Origin of the sequence: Streptomyces sp. AC555_RSS877 (assembly GCF_019049245.1) — a bacterium.
GTDB lineage: Bacteria > Actinomycetota > Actinomycetes > Streptomycetales > Streptomycetaceae > Streptomyces.
The window spans coordinates 85,061-102,866 of record NZ_JAGMUK010000079.1 but is presented as its reverse complement, the minus strand read 5'-3'; the positions used below and the strand labels follow the sequence as shown (position 1 = coordinate 102,866).

The window sequence follows — 17,806 nt, the reverse complement described above, 5'->3', positions numbered from 1 at the left end:
GTCCCGGTCCTACCGCTCCTCGTCCGGCTCCCAGTCGAGCAGGCGGACCTTCGCGACCGTGCGCACATGGCGGCGCATCGCGGCGGCCGCCTGCTTCGGCTGCCCGGCGGCGATGGCGTCGAGGATCGCCTGATGCTGGGCTAGCGAGCGGTGGGGCCGGTGGGGCTGGCGCAGGGACTCGGTGCGGCTCTCGGCGATCTGGTCGGCGATGGAGCGCATGAACTCGGCGAGGAGGCTGCTGTGGGCGGCCGCGGTGACCGCCGCGTGGAAGAGCCGGTCGCCCTCGGTGCCGTGACCGCCCGCGTCGATCTCCTCGGCCATGTGGGCGAGTGCCGCCCGCATCGCCGCGAGGTCGTCCTCCGTGCCGCGCTCGGCGGCCAGTTCGGCGAGCTTGGTCTCCAGGGCCTCGCGGGCGTCCAGGACGTCCGGGAGGCGTCGGCGGCGCTCGACCATCCTCTCGACGGGTTCGACGTCCAGGCTGTCGCGGACCAGGTACGTCCCGCCGCCGTGCCGCGCCTCCACCAGGCCCTGGACCTCCAGGACCACGATCGCCTGCTTGACCGAGGCCCGGCTGACACCCAGCCGCTGGGCCAGGTCACGCTCGGGCGGGAGGCGGTCGCCGGCCTTCAGGCCGCCCTCGGTGACGTACTCACGCAGCCGGTCGAGCACCTGCTCGTACAGGCGCTGTCTGGTCATGGGGCGCAGGGCGCCGGTCACGGGCTCGGTCACGGGGTCCCCCTCTCCTCGGGAGCCTAACACCGGGCCCTTCGGTGGCCGAGTGGCTGAGCCAATTCGTGCGCGACCCCTTGACGGCGGTCCGCCGGGCGCCCACGCTAACCAGCCAACCGGCCAAAGTGGCTCAGCCACTCGACCACTCGCCCGACGCACCGCCAAGTACACCGAAGTAGCCCGAAGTACCCCCGCAACCGCTCCGGGACCCAAAGACGGGAGCCCGTATGTCCCCCGAACTCATCTCGATCCTCGTGCTCGTCGTGGTGTTCGTCATCGCCACCACCCGTTCCGTCAACATGGGCGCGCTCGCCTTCGCCGCCGCCTTCGCGGTCGGCGAGCTCGTCGCCGGCCTCGACGCGGACGGCATCTTCGCCGGTTTTCCCGGCGACCTGTTCGTCGTGCTCGTCGGCGTCACCTACCTCTTCGCCATCGCGCGGGCCAACGGCACCACCGACTGGCTGGTCCACGCGTCCATCCGGCTCGTGAGGGGACGCGTCGCGCTGATCCCCTGGGTGATGTTCTTCCTCACCGGCGCGCTCACCGCGATCGGCGCGGTCAGCCCGGCCGCGGTCGCGATCGTGGCGCCGATCGCGCTCAGCTTCGCCGCCCGCTACGGGATCAGTCCGCTGCTGATGGGCGCGATGGTGGTGCACGGCGCCCAGGGCGGCGGCTTCTCGCCGATCAGCATCTACGGCACGATCGTCAACGGCATCGTCGAGCGCGAGAAGCTGCCGGGCAACGAGATCGCCCTGTTCCTCGCCTCCCTGATCGCCAACCTGATCATCGCGGGGGTCGTCTTCGTCCTGTTCGGCGGGCTCAAGCTGTGGGCGCGGGGGGCGGTCGCGCCGGACGCGGGCCCCGGCGAGGGCGACCTGCCGGAGGGCGGTACCGGTCCCCGCCCGTCCGCCAGGACCGGCGACGGCACCAGCCCCTCCGGCACCGCCACCGCCGTCGAAGCCCACCCCGGCACCACGGGCACCCCCGGCGCTCCCGGCACCACCCGCCTCAACCCCGCCCGGATCGCCACCCTCACCGCACTGGTCGCCCTCGTCGTCGCCGTGCTCGCCCTCGACCTCGACGCCGGTCTGACCGCGATCACCCTCGCCGTCCTGCTGAGCGCCGCCTGGCCCGAGGACAGCCGCGCGGCGGTCGGCCAGATCGCCTGGTCGACGGTGCTGCTGATCTGCGGTGTCCTCACGTACGTCGGTGTCCTGGACGAGATGGGCACCATCACGTGGGCCGGCGAGGGCGTCGGCGGCATCGGTGTCCCGTTGCTGGCGGCCGTCCTGCTCTGCTACATCGGCGCGCTCGTGTCCGCGTTCGCCTCCTCCGTCGGGATCATGGGCGCGCTGATCCCGCTCGCCGTGCCGTTCCTCGCGCAGGGCGAGATCGGGGCGGTCGGCATGGTGGCGGCGCTCGCGGTGTCGGCGACGGTGGTGGACGTGAGCCCGTTCTCGACGAACGGCGCGCTGGTCCTGGCCGCGGCGCCGGACGTCGACCGCGAGCGTTTCTTCCGGCAGTTGATGATCTACGGAGGGATCGTGGTGGCGGTGGTCCCCGCGGTGGCGTGGCTGGTGATGGTCGTGCCGGGCTGGGGGTAGGACCGACAGACGGCACCAGGCAGTGACAGTGAACAGTTAAGGAGTACGACGCGTGTCCTCTCTCTTCCCGGCCCTGACGGCCGGCCCGGCGGGGCGAGCCGCCCTGCGGTTCGGCGACCGGTCCCTGACGTACGGCGAGCTCGGCGCCGCCTCCGGTGCCCTCGCGGCACGGATCGGCGGGGCGGGCCGGGTCGCCGTCTGGGCGACCCCGGCGCTGGAGACCGCCGTCGCGGTGGTGGCGGCACTGGAGGCCGGTGTCGCCGCCGTGCCGCTCAACCCGAAGTCCGGGGAGAAGGAACTCGGGCACATCCTGGCCGACAGCGCACCCACCCTGGTGCTCGCCGCGCCCGGTGACGAACTCCCGCCTCCCCTGCGGGATCTGACTCGCGTCGACGTCGACGTGCGGGCCACCGGACCCGTCCCCCACGGCGAGGCGCCCGTGGGCGACGACCCCGCCCTGGTCGTCTACACCTCCGGCACCACCGGCCCGCCCAAGGGGGCCGTCATCCCCCGCCGGGCGATCGCCGCCACCCTGGACGCCCTCGCCGACGCCTGGCAGTGGACCGGCGACGACGTGCTCGTGCACGGGCTGCCGCTGTTCCACGTCCACGGCCTGGTCCTGGGGATCCTCGGCCCGCTGCGGCGCGGCGGATCGGTCCGCCACCTGGGCCGGTTCGCCACCGAGGGCGTGACGCGCGAGCTGAACGACGGCGCGACCATGCTGTTCGGCGTCCCGACGATGTACCACCGCATCGCGGAGGCTCTTCCCGACGACCCCGCGCTGGCCAAGGCGCTGGGCCGGGCGCGGCTGCTCGTCTCCGGCTCCGCCGCGCTGCCCGTGCACGACCACGAGCGGATCACGACCGTGACGGGACAGCGCGTCATCGAGCGGTACGGCATGACGGAGACACTCATGAACACGAGCGTCCGGGCGGACGGCGAGCCACGCGCGGGCACGGTCGGCGTACCGCTGCCGGGCGTCGAGCTGCGGCTCGTGGAGGAGGACGGGACGCCGATCACGTCGTACGACGGCGAGAGCGTCGGCGAGATCCAGGTGCGCGGCCCGAACCTGTTCACGGAGTACCTCAACCGGCCGGACGCCACGGCCGCCGCGTTCACCGCCGACGGCTGGTTCCGCACCGGGGACATGGCCGTGCGCGACCCGGACGGCTATGTCCGCATCGTCGGCCGCAAGGCCACCGACCTGATCAAGAGCGGGGGCTACAAGATCGGGGCAGGCGAGATCGAGAACTCGCTGCTGGAACATCCCGGGGTGCGGGAGGCCGCGGTCACCGGCGAGCCGGACGCCGACCTCGGCGAGCGGATCGTGGCGTGGATCGTGCCGACGGACCCGGAATCACCCCCGGCGGACGCCGAGCTGGCGGACCACGTGGCGAGCCGCCTCGCCCCGCACAAGCGTCCCCGGGTGATCCACCACCTGGCCTCCCTCCCCCGCAACGACATGGGGAAGATCATGAAGCGGGCGCTGACCCGTGACTGACCGTCCGACGGCGCGCGAGATCCTCGCCGCCGTCACCGACGACTTCACCGAACTCCCTTACCCCGAGCCGCCCGCCGAGCCCGACGGCCCGCTCGCCTGGCAGGGCTACGACGCCTCGCGCGCCCGTGCCGCCGAACGGACCGGCGAGCAGGAGTCCGTCGTTGGCGGGACCGGGCACGTGGAGGGCACCCGGGCGGTGCTGATCGCGTTCGAGTTCGGCTTCCTGGGCGGCTCGCTCGGCGAGCGCACCGGCGACCGGCTGGAGGCGGCGTACACGCACGCCCGCGAACACCGGTTGCCGGTGGTGCCGTTGACGGCGACCGGCGGCAGCCGCATGCAGGAGGGCATGCTCGCCCTCACCCAACTCCAGCGCGTGGCCCGTCAGTCGGCGCTCACCAGTCAGGCGGGGCTGCCGCAGATCGCGGTCCTGCGGGACCCGACCACCGGCGGCGGCTGGGCCACGCTGGGCGCGGGCGCCGACGTGGTCCTCGCGCTGCCGGGCGCGCAGGTCGGCTTCGCGGGCTCCCGGGTGCGGCCGCCGGACGCGGACCCGGCGGCGTACACAGCCGAGGCGCAGGTCGCGGCAGGCGCGGCCGACGCGGTCGTACGACCGGAGGACCTGCGCCACACGCTGGGCCGGTGGCTGAGGCTGCTGACGAGCCGGTCGGCCGCCCCCGCCCCGGTCCCCCCGCCCCTCGGCACGACGGACCTCCCGGCCACGGGCTGGGCCGCGGTCCAGCGCGCCCGCTCCCCCCGACGCCCGCGCGCGGAACGCTACTTGGACACCTACTTCGCCCACCGGGTGGCGATCAACGGCGACCGCTGCGGCGGCACCGACCCCGACGGCATGCTGTGCGGCTTCGGCGAGCACGATGGCCGTACGGTCGCCTACGCCGCCCAGACCGGCACGGCGACCCGCCCGGCGGGCTACCGCACCGCCGCCCGCCTGATCCGCCTCGCGGACCGGCTCGGCATCCCGGTGCTCACCCTGGTGGACACCCCCGGCGCGGCCAATGACGCCGACGCCGAACGGCAGGGCGCGGGCGCCGCGATCGCGGACCTGTTCGGCGCGGTGGCCGCCGCCCGCACCCCGGTCACCACGCTGCTGATCGGCGAGGGCGGCTCGGGCGGCGCACTGGCCCTGGCGGCACCCGGCAACACCTGGGCCACGCCGGACAGCTACTTCTCGGTCATCGCTCCCGAACTGGCGGCGGCGATCCTGAAGCGAACCCCGGAGGAGGTCGAGGCGACGGCGGACCAACTCCGCATCCGTCCACAGGACTTGGCGGAACTGGGCGTGGTCCGGCATGTATCACGCGACAACCTCGAGCACCGTCCGTAACGACACCGGCTCACAAACCCCCGTTCAGCGGCACCCCACCCGGCCCACCACAAGGCGCGCCCCCTCCCCCGCCGCCGCACGATGCCTAAGAGGCCACCACCCGGCGGCCCACGGTCTGTGCTCTCGGGAGGACCTGCCATGACCGCCAGTCTGGAGCAGCTGCGCCGCTGTCACTTCGCCGTCGACCTGGGTGCGGCGAGGACGCGGGTGTACGTGAAGGGGGCCGGGCTGGTCGTCGACCAGCCGTCCGCGGCCGCCGTGAACACCCGTACCGGCGCGCTGATCGCGGTCGGCGAGTTCGCGGAGAAGATGACGGGCCGTACGCCGGACTACATCCGTGTGGTCAGGCCCGTCTCCGGCGGCACGGTCGTCGACATCGAGATGGCCCAGCGCATGCTGCGGCACCTGCTCGGCGACAAGATGCGCCGCGCCCTGCGCCGCAAGCCCCGGCTGCGGGCCGCCGCCTGCACGCCGCACGACGCCGACCCGCTGGCCCAGCGCGCCGCGATCGAGACGCTCGTCGGGCTCGGCGTCCGCCGCGTGGAGCTGGTCGACACGCTGATCGCCGCCGCGGTCGGCTGCGGACTGCCCGTCGAGCAGCCCGAGGCGACCATGATCATGGTGTGCGGGGCCGCGGCCACCCAGGTGGCCGTCCTCTCCCTCGGCTCGATCGTCACCGCCGAACGCATCCCGGTCGGCGGCGAGGCCGTCGACCACGCGATCGTGCAGCACCTGCGCCACGAACACGAGCTGATGCTGCCGAGCCAGTCGGTACGGCCGCTGCAACTCGCCCTCTCCGGCAACGGCCTCACCCCGCACGGCCCGGCCCGCACCGAGATCCACGGACGGGACGTGGCCACCGGCCTGGCCCGTTCCGTCCAGGTCGACACCGCCGCCGTCCGCGACGCGATCGAGACCCCGCTGACGGCCGTACTCGACGGCATCGGCCGGGTGCTGCGCAACTGCCCGCCCGACCTGGTCGCCGACCTCGCCGACCGCGGGATCATGATGGTCGGCGGAAGCGCCCTGCTGCCCGGCTTCGACCAGATGCTGCGGAACGCGACGGGCATGCCGGTGCACATCGCCGAGCGGCCGGACGTGTGTGCCGCCCAGGGCCTCGGCTACATGCTGGAAGGCAAGATCGAACCGCTGGTCCTGGACCCGCTGGCCACCTGACCCGGCCCCGCCGGAAGCGGTCCGACGGTGGCGCGGCAGGCGCAGGTCAGCGGACGAACCAGCACCGCACCCGCGTGCCCTCCACACCCGTGTGCACCCGCACGAGGTCGGCGACGAGGTTGACCATGAGCAGGCCCCGGCCTCCCCGCTGGTCGCGGCCGGCCGGCCTGCGGCCCGCCAGGGGATCCGTGAGGCGCCCCTTGTCGTGGACCTCGCAGATCACGTACCGGTCGTCGGCCCACACCCGCAGCGTGCCCGAACCGCCGCCGTGGACCACGCTGTTGGTGGTCAGCTCGGCGGTGACGAGCGCCAGGTCCTGGAGGCGGACACCGGTCAGACCGAGCCGGCCGGCCAGGTCCGTGGCGACGTGCCGGGCCTGGGAGAGCGTGTCCGTGTCGTAGGCGAAGGACGGCACGTCGGCGACGGGCGGCAGCGGCTCGTTGTAGCGGGCCACGACGTCCTCGGGGTCGTACGCCCCGCTGGCCTGCTCCGCCCCCGCGCCCCCGTGGATGACGGTCGGGTGGGTGGCGTAGGCGTCGGTGATGACCAACGGGTCGAGGCGCCGGACGTCGTAGGGACACAGGATGCTGACCGTGCGCCCCTGGAAGGCCGCGTTGATGAGCGCTTCGTGCTGGACGCAGGCGGGGTACTCGGTCTCCGACCGGCCCGCCCAGATCGGCTCACCGATGATCCGCACCCGTCGGCCGGGCGGCTGGGCGTCGGCGAAGGCGCGCAGCACGCCGGGGATGATCCGGCCGGGGTTGCGCCCGGCCTCCCGCATGTCCAGGAGCCGTACCGCGTCGGCGTCGGCGCCGAGGCCGTCCCGGATCAGCCGGAGGTTCTCACCGGGCACGGCGACCGCCACGGGGTCACCGGCGGCGAGGCCGTCGCGCACGAAGGACACCGTGCCCGCCAGGTACTCCTGCTCGTCGCCGTAGAAGAGGGCGGGGTGGACGAAGGGTTCGAAGAGTTCGGCCGCGGCACTCATGACATCGACACCTCGATCGCCGGCAGGTCGGGCCAGAACATCTCCAGCACGCGGCGCAGAGTGTGCGGCGGCTGATCCAGCACTATCCTTCGGCCGTCGCCGAGTTGCTGGGCGGCGGCAGCGAGCGCACCGGCTCCGGCCACGTCGACGAACGTCACGGACGACAGCTCCAGGTAGTAGACATCCTCGTCCTCACGGACGGCCTGTTCCAGCACGCGCCGCCACACCTCGTGCGTCGCCAGGCCGACCTCGCCCGCCACGCGCAGCCCACTGCGCTCGGCCAGGGGGGACACCGTCAGTTCCGGGACCGCGGCTGCGGTTCCGGAAGGTGCCAGGTACCGGATGCCCACACCGACTCCCCGTTCTTCCCGGACGAAAGCGCCCATACCCCGGACCTCACCCGACATTCCTGACGACGGTGTGTAGTACGCCGTACGGCGGGCAGGCGCTCATTCAGCGCCGCCGGACCCCACCGTACCGGCCCGGCGGACGGGGGCACGCAACGTCATAAAACTGTCGGTGACCAACAAGGCGGGGAGATGACCTCAGCGGCACACACACCTCTCGCGAAGCAGCTCAAGGCGCTGGTGATCGAGAGCCGCGTGGACGCGGGCCGGGCGGTGCTCGTTCCGCGCGGGGAACTCATCCACGGATCCGCGGACATCCTGGCGAAGACCCTGGCCGAACTTCCGGACGGCATCACCCGGTTGGAGCTGGACATGACCGGGGTGCTCTTCATGGACACGGCCGGGCTGGGTTTCCTGGAGGCCCTCGGCGACCACGGTCGCCGGCAGGGCATAGCGGTCGTGACCGTGAACTGGGACGGCCAGCCGCGCCGGATACTGGAACTGGTCGGTCTGGACACCACGGACCCGCTGCACGCCCCGGACGGCGAGTCCGCTCCCGAACTCCACCACCCGGCCGCCCACTCGGCCGTGGCCCTGGAACGCGCGGAACAGATGAAGCAGCTGCAGGACGAGGTCGCCCAGCTGCGCCAGGCGATCGCCTCCCGGCCCGTGATCGACCAGGCGCGCGGCATCCTGATGGCCACCCACGCCTGCACCTCCGACGAGGCCTGGACCATCCTGCGCGAGGCCTCCCAGCTCTCCAACACCAAGCTCCGCACGGTCGCCGCGGCGGTCACCGCCAGCGCCGGCACCGACGGCCCGCCGCCCCCGGAGGACGTACGCGCGGCCCTGCGCACGGCAGCGACACGGCACGGACGGTAGCGGTCTCGGCCAACTACGGCTCCCCGCCGTGCCCATGCCCCCGGAACCGTCGTGCGGTCTTGATCCGTTCTTCGGCCGGAGCATAGGTTCCGTCACATGACGAACCTTCGGATCGGTGTGATGTACGACCGCGACTGGGCCCCCGAAGGGCTGCCCGCATTCGCACGGCAGGCCGAGGCGCTGGGTGTGGACGACCTGTGGGTGGTCGAGGACCTCGGCTGGAACGGCGGGGTGTCGGCGGCGGCCGTGGCGCTGGGCGCGACGGAGCGCCTGCGGGTGGGCATCGGCATCACACCGGCTCCGCTGCGCAGCCCGGCGTTGCTGGCGATGGAACTGGCGACGCTGGCCCGGGTGTTCCCGGGACGGCTCGTGGCCGGGATCGGGCACGGGGTACGGGAGTGGATGGTGTCGGTCGGCGTCGCGCCGCGTTCACCGCTGGCCCTGCTGGAGGAGACGATCACCGCCGTGCGCGCACTGCTGCGCGGGGAACGGGTGGAGCTGGAGGGCCGGGAGGTGCGGCTCGACGGCGTCCGGTTGGTGCACCCGCCCGCCGAACCGCCGCCCGTGGTCGCGGGCGTGGTCCGCCCCCGCTCGCTGGAACTGTCCGGCCGGGTCGCGGACGGCACACTGATCGCCGAGGGCCACGGCCCGCGAGACCTGGAGAACACCCGGGCGCTCACCACCAAGGGCGGAGCCGGGCCCGGCCACACCCTGACGGTGCTGTCCTTCTGCTGCGTGGGCGAGGACCCCGAGCAGGTGGCACAGACTCTGCACCCGCACACCGAGGGCCAGGGCACCTGGCTCGGCCGCCCGCGGGAAGAGGTGTTCACCGTGTCCGGCAAGCCCACGCAGGCCGCCGAGCACCTCCACGGACTGCAAGCGGCCGGGGCGGACACCGTCGTCCTGCGCATCATCGGCCCCGAGCCGCTCCAGCAGCTCGAAGCCGTACTGGAGGCTCTCGGTCGCTGAGGGCCCCGCGGGCTCCCCGGCCCCCCCTTCTACGGCAGCTCCGGCAACGGTTCCGTCCAGTCGGGGTCCGCCCAGCGCCCGAGGTCGTCCGGGTCGGGCAGACCGGGCCGGTACGCCGGATCCTGCTGTCGCCGGAGGCGGACGCTCGCGTGGAACACCGCGTCCTTGGGCACACCACGGGAGCGCCTGCCGACGAGGAACCAGAGCGGGCCGTTGTGGTGGAGGGGGGCGTCGGCGAACTCCTTGCTCAGCGCCGTCGCCTCCCCGTACGCGTCGCGCCGGAAGTCCAGGTCGTGGCGGACACCGTCGACGATCCACTTGAGGGTGATGGCGGAGAGCAGGGGATCGCCCTTCGCGTGGTCGAAGGTGCCGCCGACATCGGAGTGCACCCCGGCGAACCAGACCTCCTCCAGCGTGTCCCGGACCGGCTGCGGCCGGGGCTTGACGAGGTATTCGCGGTAGGGGCGGCGCCTCTCGTCGAGGGACACGGCGTGCCGGATGCGGGCGGCGTTGGGCAGGGAGCGGGTGTAGGGCCACTGCAGATCGCCCAGGCGGAGGATGCCGGCCGCTTTGACGGTGTCCCAGAGCCCCAGGTAGGCGACCGGTACGGCGTAGCGCGAGACCTGCTTCGGGTCGTTGCGCTTGACCGTCTCCCACAGCGGGTTGGTGGTGGTGTGCCGGCAGAAGGCGTGCGAGAAGCGCGCGACCTCCTGCTGGCTTCGGCCGATGTCCTGGTTGAAGGCGTACTTGGCCACGGCGTAGGGGACGAGGTTCTCCGCCCCGGGCCGTATCAGGCCGGGCTTGTTGAGCATCCCGACGAGCGCGCGGGCCGTGTAGGCGCCGCGGCTGAATCCGAAGACGTACACGGAGTCGCCGGGCTCCCAGTGCCGCATCAGGTAGGTGTAGGCCTCGGCGAGGTTGGTTCTGAGGCCGGTCCCGAAGGCGAGGCCGCCGAGCCGGGAGAGCCGGTGAGCGAGGGGCCCGCGCGCGGTGGCGGACGACATGGTGCCGACGCCGGGGTCGTAGTAGAGGAGCTGGTCCGAGGGGCTGTCGGCTTTCAGCATCTCGTACAGCTTGACCACGTTGGTGGGGTTGCGGGCGCCGACCTGGTTGCCGGTTCCGTCGAGGCAGACGACGATCTTGCGTGGCATGACCGCTCCTCGCTATCCGACGGACGGGGTGGACGCGCTTCTCGCCCCGGGAGGTATCTGCTGCTCGAACGCCGCCAGGGCGACGGGGCTGTCCGGCGGGGCGACGGCCATCATGCGGCGCCGCTGCGCCTCCGCCAGGGCGTCCCCGGCCGGCGTGCCGTGCCGGGCGTGGACGATGCGCACATGGCCGTCACCGGAACCCCGGCGGTCCACCGGGGCGACGCCGGCGTGGGTACCGTCGGGCAGGGTGACCCACAGCTGGAAGTCGTCGAACTTGAAGAAGTCCGCGGACTTGGTCGGCCAGGGGTAGTGGTGTTCGCCGGCCGCCTTGGGCAGGACCCCGGAGTGGTGGGGGGTGCTCATCGGCACGCACGCGTTGAAGAGCCCGTCGGTCCAGGCCTCGACGCCGTCGGCATCCGTGACGGGGGTGCTCAGGAGGGCTCGGGCGCGCTTGTAGCCGAGGGATTCCAGGGCCGGAAGCGTGAACGGGAAGGCTGCCACGAGGTCGGCGGCCTCCTGCCGGAGGCGTTCGACCTTCGCGGGGTCGGCGCAGAACTGCATGCTCCACTCGATGCCGACCCGGGCCCGGTACATCCGCCAGCCGTTCCCCGTCATGACCCAGAGGCTGCCGCCGTGGTGCATCTCCCAGGGCCCGGCCCCGTACGGCGCCTGCGCCGCGTCGCCGCTCAGCTCCTGGAGGATCTTCTTGGCCACCTTCTTCGCGGCACGGAAGTGACTGGACTCGGAGCGCTTGGGATGCTTCACGATGTGGATCTCCCAGGGGCGGGTCTCCCCATGGGTGTGGGTCACCTCCAGGAGCGCGCCGGCCCCCGGACCTGCGCTCTCCGTCGTTCTCACGGATCCGGCGTCTGCCATGGCCGGCCTCCTTCGGTCGGCGGCCCCGCACGCTACGCCGCGCCCGAGCGCCGCTGTCTCCATCGTGCAGCGGCCGCCCGGCACCGTCGACTTCTGGGCAGACAGGGAGGTCAGCCGGGTTTCGCGGTGGCGTCTGCCCCGACGGTGACTCGGAGGTCACGGAACCTGTCGTTCGTCTGACGCTCCGTGTGGCCCGCGTGACGGAAGTGATCGAAGGCCTGAACCCACGCCCAGGCTGGGTTAGCCTCGTCTCCTCGTTGGCGAACTGGCGTACGGCGCACATCATTTCGGGGGTTCCGTGTCAGAAGATCGGCGGTTACCACCTCAGACGGCGACGAGCGAGGCTTCCGCACTCCGGCAGACCGGTGCCGCTCCGCTGAACCCCGGCGACCCGGACCAGGTCGGCCCCTATGTGCCGCTGGCGCTGCTCGGCAGCGGCGGCATGGGACGGGTCTATCTGGCCCGCCCCGTGGACGACAGCCCCGGCCTGGTCGCGGTGAAGGTGATCAGGCCGGAGTACGCCGAAGACGCCAGCTTCCGGCGCAGGTTCGAGCGTGAGGCACTGGTGCACGACCGGCTCCGCACCCCGCACACCCCGAGACTGTGCGGCACGGGCTTCCGGGACGAGCTGCTGTGGATGGCCACCGAGTACCTCCCGGGGCTCGATCTGGCGGAGGCCGTACGGGAGGACGGCGCCCTGGAGACGGCCACGGTCTGGCGGCTGACGGCGCAGCTGGGGCAGGCGCTCGCCGACCTCGCCGCCGCGGGCATCGTGCACCGGGACCTGAAACCGTCCAACGTCCTGCTGACCGTCCGGGGCGCGCATGTGATCGACTTCGGCATCTCGAAGGCCGTGGACGCGAGCTCGATCACCGGCACGGGCAACCGCGTGGGAACTCCGGCCTACATGTCGCCGGAACACCTGAGGACCGGCCTGTCGGACACCGCGTCGGACGTGTTCTCGCTGGCCGGGACGCTGATCTACGCGGCGGCCGGACGTGCCCCGTTCGGCGACGGCACGGGTGTCGACGTGATGCACCGGGTGGCGTTCGAGGAGCCGGACCCGAAGCTGCTCGGCGAGATCGGGGCGGCGGACGCGGCTCTCGGCTCGCTGCTGTCGGCCTGCCTGGCCAAGGAGCCCGAGCTGCGGCCCACTCCCCAGGACCTCGTCGACGCGGCCGCGCCACACGCCGGGCCGCCCGGCTGGGCCGAGCCGCTGGGTGACAGGGTGCTGGCCCGGCAGCGGGCGTACGAAACGCTGCAGCGCCTCCCGGCCGAACGGAGGGCTCGCCCACGCCCTGCGGGCGAGCCGCAGAGGTCGGTGCCCACCCCGCCCGCCCCGGAGAGCAGGCCCGCTCCCCCGGGTTTCGGGCCCGCGGCGGTCACGGCGGGTTCTTCCGCCCTCACCACCGTCACACCGCCGGAGCGGCCACGCCCGACCGGAGGCCGCGCCTGGGCAGGGAGAAATCGGGTGCCGGCCGTCGCCGCGGTCATCACCCTCTGCGCGGTGGCCGCCGGCGCCTTCGTGTTCGCCCGCCAGGACACCCCCGCGACCGCTCACGGTCCGGACGCCGGCGCCACGGCCTCCGCCAACTCCGTGCCCGGCGACGCCGCCGCCTCGTCGATGCCCGGCGCCCCGCAAGGGGCCTCCCCCGACGGCTCGCCGGGCAGGACTGCCGACAGCGCCGCCCACACCGACGGGAACGCCTCGTCCCCTGTGGCCTCCGCCTCCGCCGACGGCGGCCCCACGAACGATCCCGCCGCCCCGGCGACCGAGCCCAGCGCCCCCGCCGACACCCCCGCGTCCCCGAGCCCGGAACCCCCCGAACCGGCCACCCCGCCCTGGATCTCCGACTGCACCCACTACTCCGGCAGCGGACGCACGAGCCAGGGGGACAGCGGCAAGCGCGTGCTGCAGGTGCAGTGCATGCTGACGAACCGCGGTTACGGCGTGGGCGGCAGCGGCGTGGACGGCGAGTTCGGCCCCGAAACGGACGCCGCGGTACGAAGCTTCCAGAGCGACAGGCGGCTGGACGTCGACGGCATCGTGGGCCACGACACCTGGGCGGCGCTCCGCAGCACCGAGTGAGAGCGGATGTTCACCGGTGACTTGAACTGCGCCCGCCTGCGCTCCCCGATCGGTCACGGTCTCGACACGTTGGCGGTGATTCGGCCGATGCCGACGCGTTACGTGACAGAGACCTTGCTTTTGATCCATTTGAGGAGGTGGCTCGCTATCGTCTGATCGTATGACAAGGTTCGTGAGGTCGACGGGGCGGGAGTCGCGGGTGGGTCCATCCGTCCGGGGCCGCAGGGCGCAGAACCTCCGCGGCGCGTGGGACTGGCGCACCATCCGTGGGCGCATGTCGCTCATCCTCGCCGTACCCACGTGCCTGCTGCTGGTGATGGTCGGCTTGGCCGTCGACACCCATCTGCGGGCGTACCAGGACGCGCGCAGCACCCGGGCGCACATCGGAGTGAGCCTGCGCATCCAGGGCCTGGTGCACAACCTGCAGGAAGAGCGCACCTTCACCAACCTGGTCGCCGAGGACGGGAGCTACCGCTCACAGCTCACCCGCAGCCGCGAGCAGGTCGACACATTCCGCCGTGAGCTGGGCGACGAGCCCGTCGTGGCCGCCGCGACGAGCCGCTTCGGGCAGCTCACGGCGGTCCGGGACACCGTGGACTCGGGCACAGCCGACCGGAAGAAGACCCAGGCGTACTACACCAAGGTGGTCGGCGCGCTCAACGCCGCCGACCCCGCCACCGACGAGGCCACCGGCGGCGACCGGCAGCTGCTCCAGTACCTGTCCGCCCTGGAGGCCCTCGCCGAGACGAAGGAAGCAGGCAGCCAGGAAGTCAGCCTGCTCAGCGGGGTGCTGGCCGCGGGCCGCTTCCGGGGGACGGAGTACCTCGACTACGTCTCGACGCGGGCGACCCGCATCTCCGCCATGGCCCGCTTCTTCAGGCTCGCCACCCCGTCCCAGGGCGACGCCGTCAGGAACATGTTCTCCTCGACCATGTCCGATCGCGTCAGCGCCGTCGAGAAGACCGCTCTCAACGCCTCCGACGGATCGCGGATCGACGTCGACACGCGGAAGTACAGCAGCGACATGCTCCGCATCGACACCACCGTGTACCGGGCGGAGCAGCGGGTCGACACCGACGTCCAGGCCCGTGCCAGGACCATCAGCGACAAGGCCGCCTCCGCCCTGACCGGCTACCTGCTCCTGGGCGTCCTGGTGACCGCCGCCCTCATCGCCGCCGCGATGTTCGCCGGCCGCTCCATCACCAGACCCCTGGACGCGCTCGCCCGCGAGGCCGACGACGTCGCCGAGCGCCGTCTGCCCGAGACCGTGGCGCGTATCCAGGCCGGGAAGTCCACCCCGGCCGACGAGGACGAGCCGCTGTCCAGCGGCACGCGGGAGATCACCAGGGTCGTCACCGCCCTGCGGGGCGTCGAGCGCACCGCGGTCGGCCTGGCCACCGAGCAGGCCGTACTGCGCCGCAACACCACCGAGTCCCTCGCCAACCTCGGCCGCCGCAACCAGGGACTCGTGCGCCGTCAGCTGAGCCTCATCACGGCCCTCGAACAGCAGGAACTCGACCCCGAGGCGCTCGCCGAGCTCTTCGAACTCGACCACCTCGCGACCCGTATGCGCCGCAACGCCGAGAGCCTGCTCGTCCTCGTCGACGAACGCAGTCCGCAGTTCAGCAGCGTGACCGCCGGCAGCCTCGAACTCGTGCAGTCCGCCCTGGGCGAGGTCGAGCAGTACCGACGGGTCGCCATAGCCGACATCGAGCCCCGCCGGATCAGTGGCCGAGCCGTCGCCGAACTCTCCCACCTGCTCGCCGAACTCATCGAGAACGCCCTCACGTTCTCCCCGCCCGAGCAGCCCGTGAACATCCACGGCTGGGCGGACGACGACGACTACTCCATCGCCGTGGTCGACCACGGCGTCGGCATGTCCCCCGAGGACCTCGCTCGCGCCAACGCCCGCATCACCGGGGAGGAAGCGTTCCTCGTCGCCCCCACCCGCTACCTCGGCCACTACGTCGTCGGCCGTCTGGCCCGCCGCCTCGGCGTCGAGGTCCTGCTCTCCGACACTCCCGGCGGGGGCGTGTCCGCTCTCGTCACCCTCCCCGCCCGGGTGCTCGCCCCCGACGAGGCGCCACCGCCGGACCGGCAACAGTACGTCTCCTCCATGCTCAACGGCTTCCGGTCGGGCGTCGCGCGCGCCGAAGCCAGATAGGAACGGCCCGTGAACCCCGCTCACCAGAACCTGGCCTGGCTCATCTCCGACTTCGTCCGCACCGCCGACGGCGTCACCCACGCGGTCGCCGTGTCCTCCGACGGCCTTCTCATCGCAGCCTCCGAAGGCCTCAGCCGCGATCTCGCCGACCACCTGTCCGCCCTGGTGTCCGGCATCGTGTCCCTCACCCAGAACGCCGCCGACACGTACGGCTTCCGCGGGATGAAGCTCGTCATGATCGAGATGGTCGACGGCTTCATGATGGTCAACCACATGCGCGACGGCTCCTGCCTCGGCATCCTCGCCGAGGAGGGCTGCGACATCGGACTCGTCGGCTACGAGATGGCCGTCCTCGCCGACCGCGCCGGCACCCTGCTCACCCCGCAGCTCGTCGGTGAACACCGACAGATGCCGCCCGGGAGGCATTGAGCCCGCGCCCCGGTCATGTTCTTCGCGGTCCTGCAAGAGGGCCGCTGGCCTCCGGGCCCGGCATGACTGTGTCCCCCTGTCGAACGGATGACCTGGGGGTGGTGTCACCGGGCCCGGGAGGTGCCGTCGGAGACGCTGACGAGAGGTCCGGCCACTGCCCGGTCCGGCGCAGTACCGGACAGATCGGGGGCTCCACTCGAAGTCCTCCACTGAGGGCAGCTGCGACCCGGACTCCCACTGGCGAGGCAGCGGCTCCAAGCCGGCGGCCACGCACGAAAATGCGAGTCCTCATCGTCGAACCCTGAGCATGACCGTCCAGCAATCTGCTGGCGCCCTGCCCCCAAAGGCGATAGAAGCGAAACGCCCACGTGCAGGAGATCGTGCTGGTTGCCGCCGTGCCGCTCAGGACCGTGGCGGTGCAGTGCTGCCACAAATGACGAGTTGCGTCGGTACGACCACGTCGTGTTCAGTCTCCTCCCCGCCCAGGATGCTCAGCAGCATCCGCCCGGCCAACTCCCCTTGCTCCCGCACCGGTTGCCGGACGGTCGTCAGGTCGGTCAGCTCGGCCACGGGGTGGTCGTCGACGCCGATGACGGACAGGTCGTCGGGGATGCGCAGGCCCGCTGTTCGCTCGCCGCGTCATACAGACGGCACAACCAACTCACCCAGCACGGCCTCGGCAACACTGCACACAGGAGAGCGGCGGCCCCACCGAATTCCGGCAGGGCCGCCGCACTCCATTTCAACTCAGGAACTTGAGAGCAGCGACTGATCAGCTCCAGTTATTGGCCTCGGAGAAATCCTCCAAAGATGCTGTCACATCGGTGGAGAACTCACCCGTAAGGTCGCGCAGCTCGATCAACGTCGATCGCAGATCTCGTTCACCTTCCGCAACGCCTCGCTCCCGCAGCAGGATGGCAAGCACCTGCTCCCGAGCATCCAGCTCACGCTGGACGAGCGGCCCAGGAAGCGGCCGGGGCTCCCCGCTTCGCACAATGATCGGCTTCTCTCCCGAGAGTTTGAAGTCAACCATCGAAAGAAGCGTTCGCATCGTCCTGAATCCGGTTTCGATCCGGTCGATGGAGGGCCTCAACGAAACAGCCAGCGCCTCTCCGACGAGACCAACGGCCTGCTCGGCATGGAACCCGGGATGCGCTGTGGGGTCCGCATCTTCGAATTCACACTCACTGTCTTCGACGAGAGAATCCAGGAGGGCCGAGCAGTCGTCCGCGACGTCATGGCCGGCAGCCATTTGCCACGCGAGTTCCAGGCCGGACTCGACCCAGCTGTTCTGCTCCTCCGATCCGAATACTCGACAGAAAGGAGCCGCCCGCTCCGCTGTCGCCGCGGAGAGGGCCATCAACTCGGTGGCTGACGGGTCAGGAAGGTTACCGATCATGACGCCTCACTGATCGCTCCCGGGCACCCAGAAGTACCTGAAGGGAGAGTATTTCTTAGTATCGTGCCCCCCTCCAGGACGGGAGGCGAGATGGCTGCGCATCTCCCTGATCCGGGTCTGCCCGTCGGGCTTCCGGGCTGCGGCACTTTCGATGGATTTC

Annotated in this window: 16 protein-coding genes; 9 read left to right on the top strand and 7 right to left on the bottom strand. The window is 71.9% G+C overall.

The genetic code is table 11. The annotated features are described in order from the left end of the window. Positions 1 to 9: 9 nt before the first annotated feature. The gene (locus KUM49_RS32235; protein ID WP_217240682.1) at positions 10 to 717 is read right to left on the bottom strand and encodes a FadR/GntR family transcriptional regulator; all 708 of its coding nucleotides are present in this window, start codon (positions 715 to 717) and stop codon (positions 10 to 12) included. Positions 718 to 956: 239 nt separating this feature from the next. On the opposite strand from KUM49_RS32235, the gene KUM49_RS32230 reads away from it, so the two are divergent. From KUM49_RS32230 to KUM49_RS32215, 4 genes are all read left to right on the top strand, one after another. Then, positions 957 to 2,333 carry an SLC13 family permease gene (locus KUM49_RS32230; RefSeq protein WP_217240494.1) on the top strand — a complete coding sequence of 459 codons (1,377 nt, stop codon included), beginning with the start codon at positions 957 to 959 and terminating at the stop codon, positions 2,331 to 2,333. A 52-nt stretch (positions 2,334 to 2,385) separates the two neighbouring features. Beyond that, on the top strand, positions 2,386 to 3,834 hold the full coding sequence (locus KUM49_RS32225) for an acyl-CoA synthetase (protein ID WP_217240493.1): 1,449 nt from the start codon (positions 2,386 to 2,388) through the stop codon (positions 3,832 to 3,834). After that, positions 3,827 to 5,176 carry a carboxyl transferase domain-containing protein gene (locus KUM49_RS32220; RefSeq protein ID WP_217240492.1) on the top strand — a complete coding sequence of 450 codons (1,350 nt, stop codon included), beginning with the start codon at positions 3,827 to 3,829 and terminating at the stop codon, positions 5,174 to 5,176. Before KUM49_RS32225 ends, KUM49_RS32220 begins: the two co-directional genes overlap by 8 nt. A 138-nt stretch (positions 5,177 to 5,314) precedes the next feature. Beyond that, a complete protein-coding gene (locus KUM49_RS32215) occupies positions 5,315 to 6,352 on the top strand; it encodes a rod shape-determining protein (protein ID WP_217240491.1) in 1,038 nt (345 codons plus the stop codon). A 46-nt stretch (positions 6,353 to 6,398) separates the two neighbouring features. Here KUM49_RS32215 and KUM49_RS32210 read toward each other — a convergent pair whose 3' ends face one another. Continuing rightward, complete coding sequence (locus KUM49_RS32210) at positions 6,399 to 7,340, bottom strand: anti-sigma factor RsbA family regulatory protein (protein WP_217240490.1); 942 nt, start codon at positions 7,338 to 7,340, stop codon at positions 6,399 to 6,401. Beyond that, positions 7,337 to 7,726: an STAS domain-containing protein gene (locus tag KUM49_RS32205; RefSeq protein ID WP_217240489.1), complete on the bottom strand. Its 390-nt coding sequence runs from the start codon at positions 7,724 to 7,726 to the stop codon at positions 7,337 to 7,339. The genes KUM49_RS32210 and KUM49_RS32205 overlap by 4 nt, the downstream gene beginning before the upstream one ends. A 153-nt stretch (positions 7,727 to 7,879) precedes the next feature. Between KUM49_RS32205 and KUM49_RS32200 the strand changes: the two genes are divergently transcribed. After that, complete coding sequence (locus KUM49_RS32200; protein ID WP_217240488.1) at positions 7,880 to 8,569, top strand: ANTAR domain-containing response regulator; 690 nt, start codon at positions 7,880 to 7,882, stop codon at positions 8,567 to 8,569. Positions 8,570 to 8,665: 96 nt separating this feature from the next. Next, positions 8,666 to 9,538 carry an LLM class flavin-dependent oxidoreductase gene (locus tag KUM49_RS32195; protein WP_217240487.1) on the top strand — a complete coding sequence of 291 codons (873 nt, stop codon included), beginning with the start codon at positions 8,666 to 8,668 and terminating at the stop codon, positions 9,536 to 9,538. A gap of 29 nt (positions 9,539 to 9,567) precedes the next feature. Here KUM49_RS32195 and KUM49_RS32190 read toward each other — a convergent pair whose 3' ends face one another. Both KUM49_RS32190 and KUM49_RS32185 read right to left on the bottom strand, forming a co-directional pair. Then, entirely contained in the window at positions 9,568 to 10,689 is a 1,122-nt protein-coding gene (locus KUM49_RS32190) for a DUF2235 domain-containing protein (RefSeq protein ID WP_217240486.1), read from the bottom strand. Between the two features lie 12 nt (positions 10,690 to 10,701). After that, on the bottom strand, positions 10,702 to 11,565 hold the full coding sequence (locus KUM49_RS32185) for a DUF6424 family protein (protein WP_254402105.1): 864 nt from the start codon (positions 11,563 to 11,565) through the stop codon (positions 10,702 to 10,704). A 298-nt stretch (positions 11,566 to 11,863) separates the two neighbouring features. Between KUM49_RS32185 and KUM49_RS32180 the strand changes: the two genes are divergently transcribed. The 3 genes from KUM49_RS32180 (at position 11,864) to KUM49_RS32170 (ending at position 16,247) form a co-directional block, all read left to right on the top strand. Then, positions 11,864 to 13,654 carry a protein kinase gene (locus KUM49_RS32180; RefSeq protein WP_308406842.1) on the top strand — a complete coding sequence of 597 codons (1,791 nt, stop codon included), beginning with the start codon at positions 11,864 to 11,866 and terminating at the stop codon, positions 13,652 to 13,654. A 274-nt stretch (positions 13,655 to 13,928) separates the two neighbouring features. Beyond that, a complete protein-coding gene (locus tag KUM49_RS32175; protein ID WP_217240485.1) occupies positions 13,929 to 15,818 on the top strand; it encodes a nitrate- and nitrite sensing domain-containing protein in 1,890 nt (629 codons plus the stop codon). A 9-nt stretch (positions 15,819 to 15,827) separates the two neighbouring features. Next, positions 15,828 to 16,247 (top strand): roadblock/LC7 domain-containing protein, encoded by a 420-nt coding sequence (locus KUM49_RS32170; RefSeq protein ID WP_217240484.1) that lies wholly within the window; start codon positions 15,828 to 15,830, stop codon positions 16,245 to 16,247. A 402-nt stretch (positions 16,248 to 16,649) separates the two neighbouring features. Here KUM49_RS32170 and KUM49_RS32165 read toward each other — a convergent pair whose 3' ends face one another. Further along, complete coding sequence (locus KUM49_RS32165; RefSeq protein WP_302185515.1) at positions 16,650 to 16,865, bottom strand: substrate-binding domain-containing protein; 216 nt, start codon at positions 16,863 to 16,865, stop codon at positions 16,650 to 16,652. Between the two features lie 154 nt (positions 16,866 to 17,019). After that, complete coding sequence (locus KUM49_RS32160) at positions 17,020 to 17,646, bottom strand: hypothetical protein (protein WP_217240483.1); 627 nt, start codon at positions 17,644 to 17,646, stop codon at positions 17,020 to 17,022. Positions 17,647 to 17,806 lie beyond the last annotated feature (160 nt).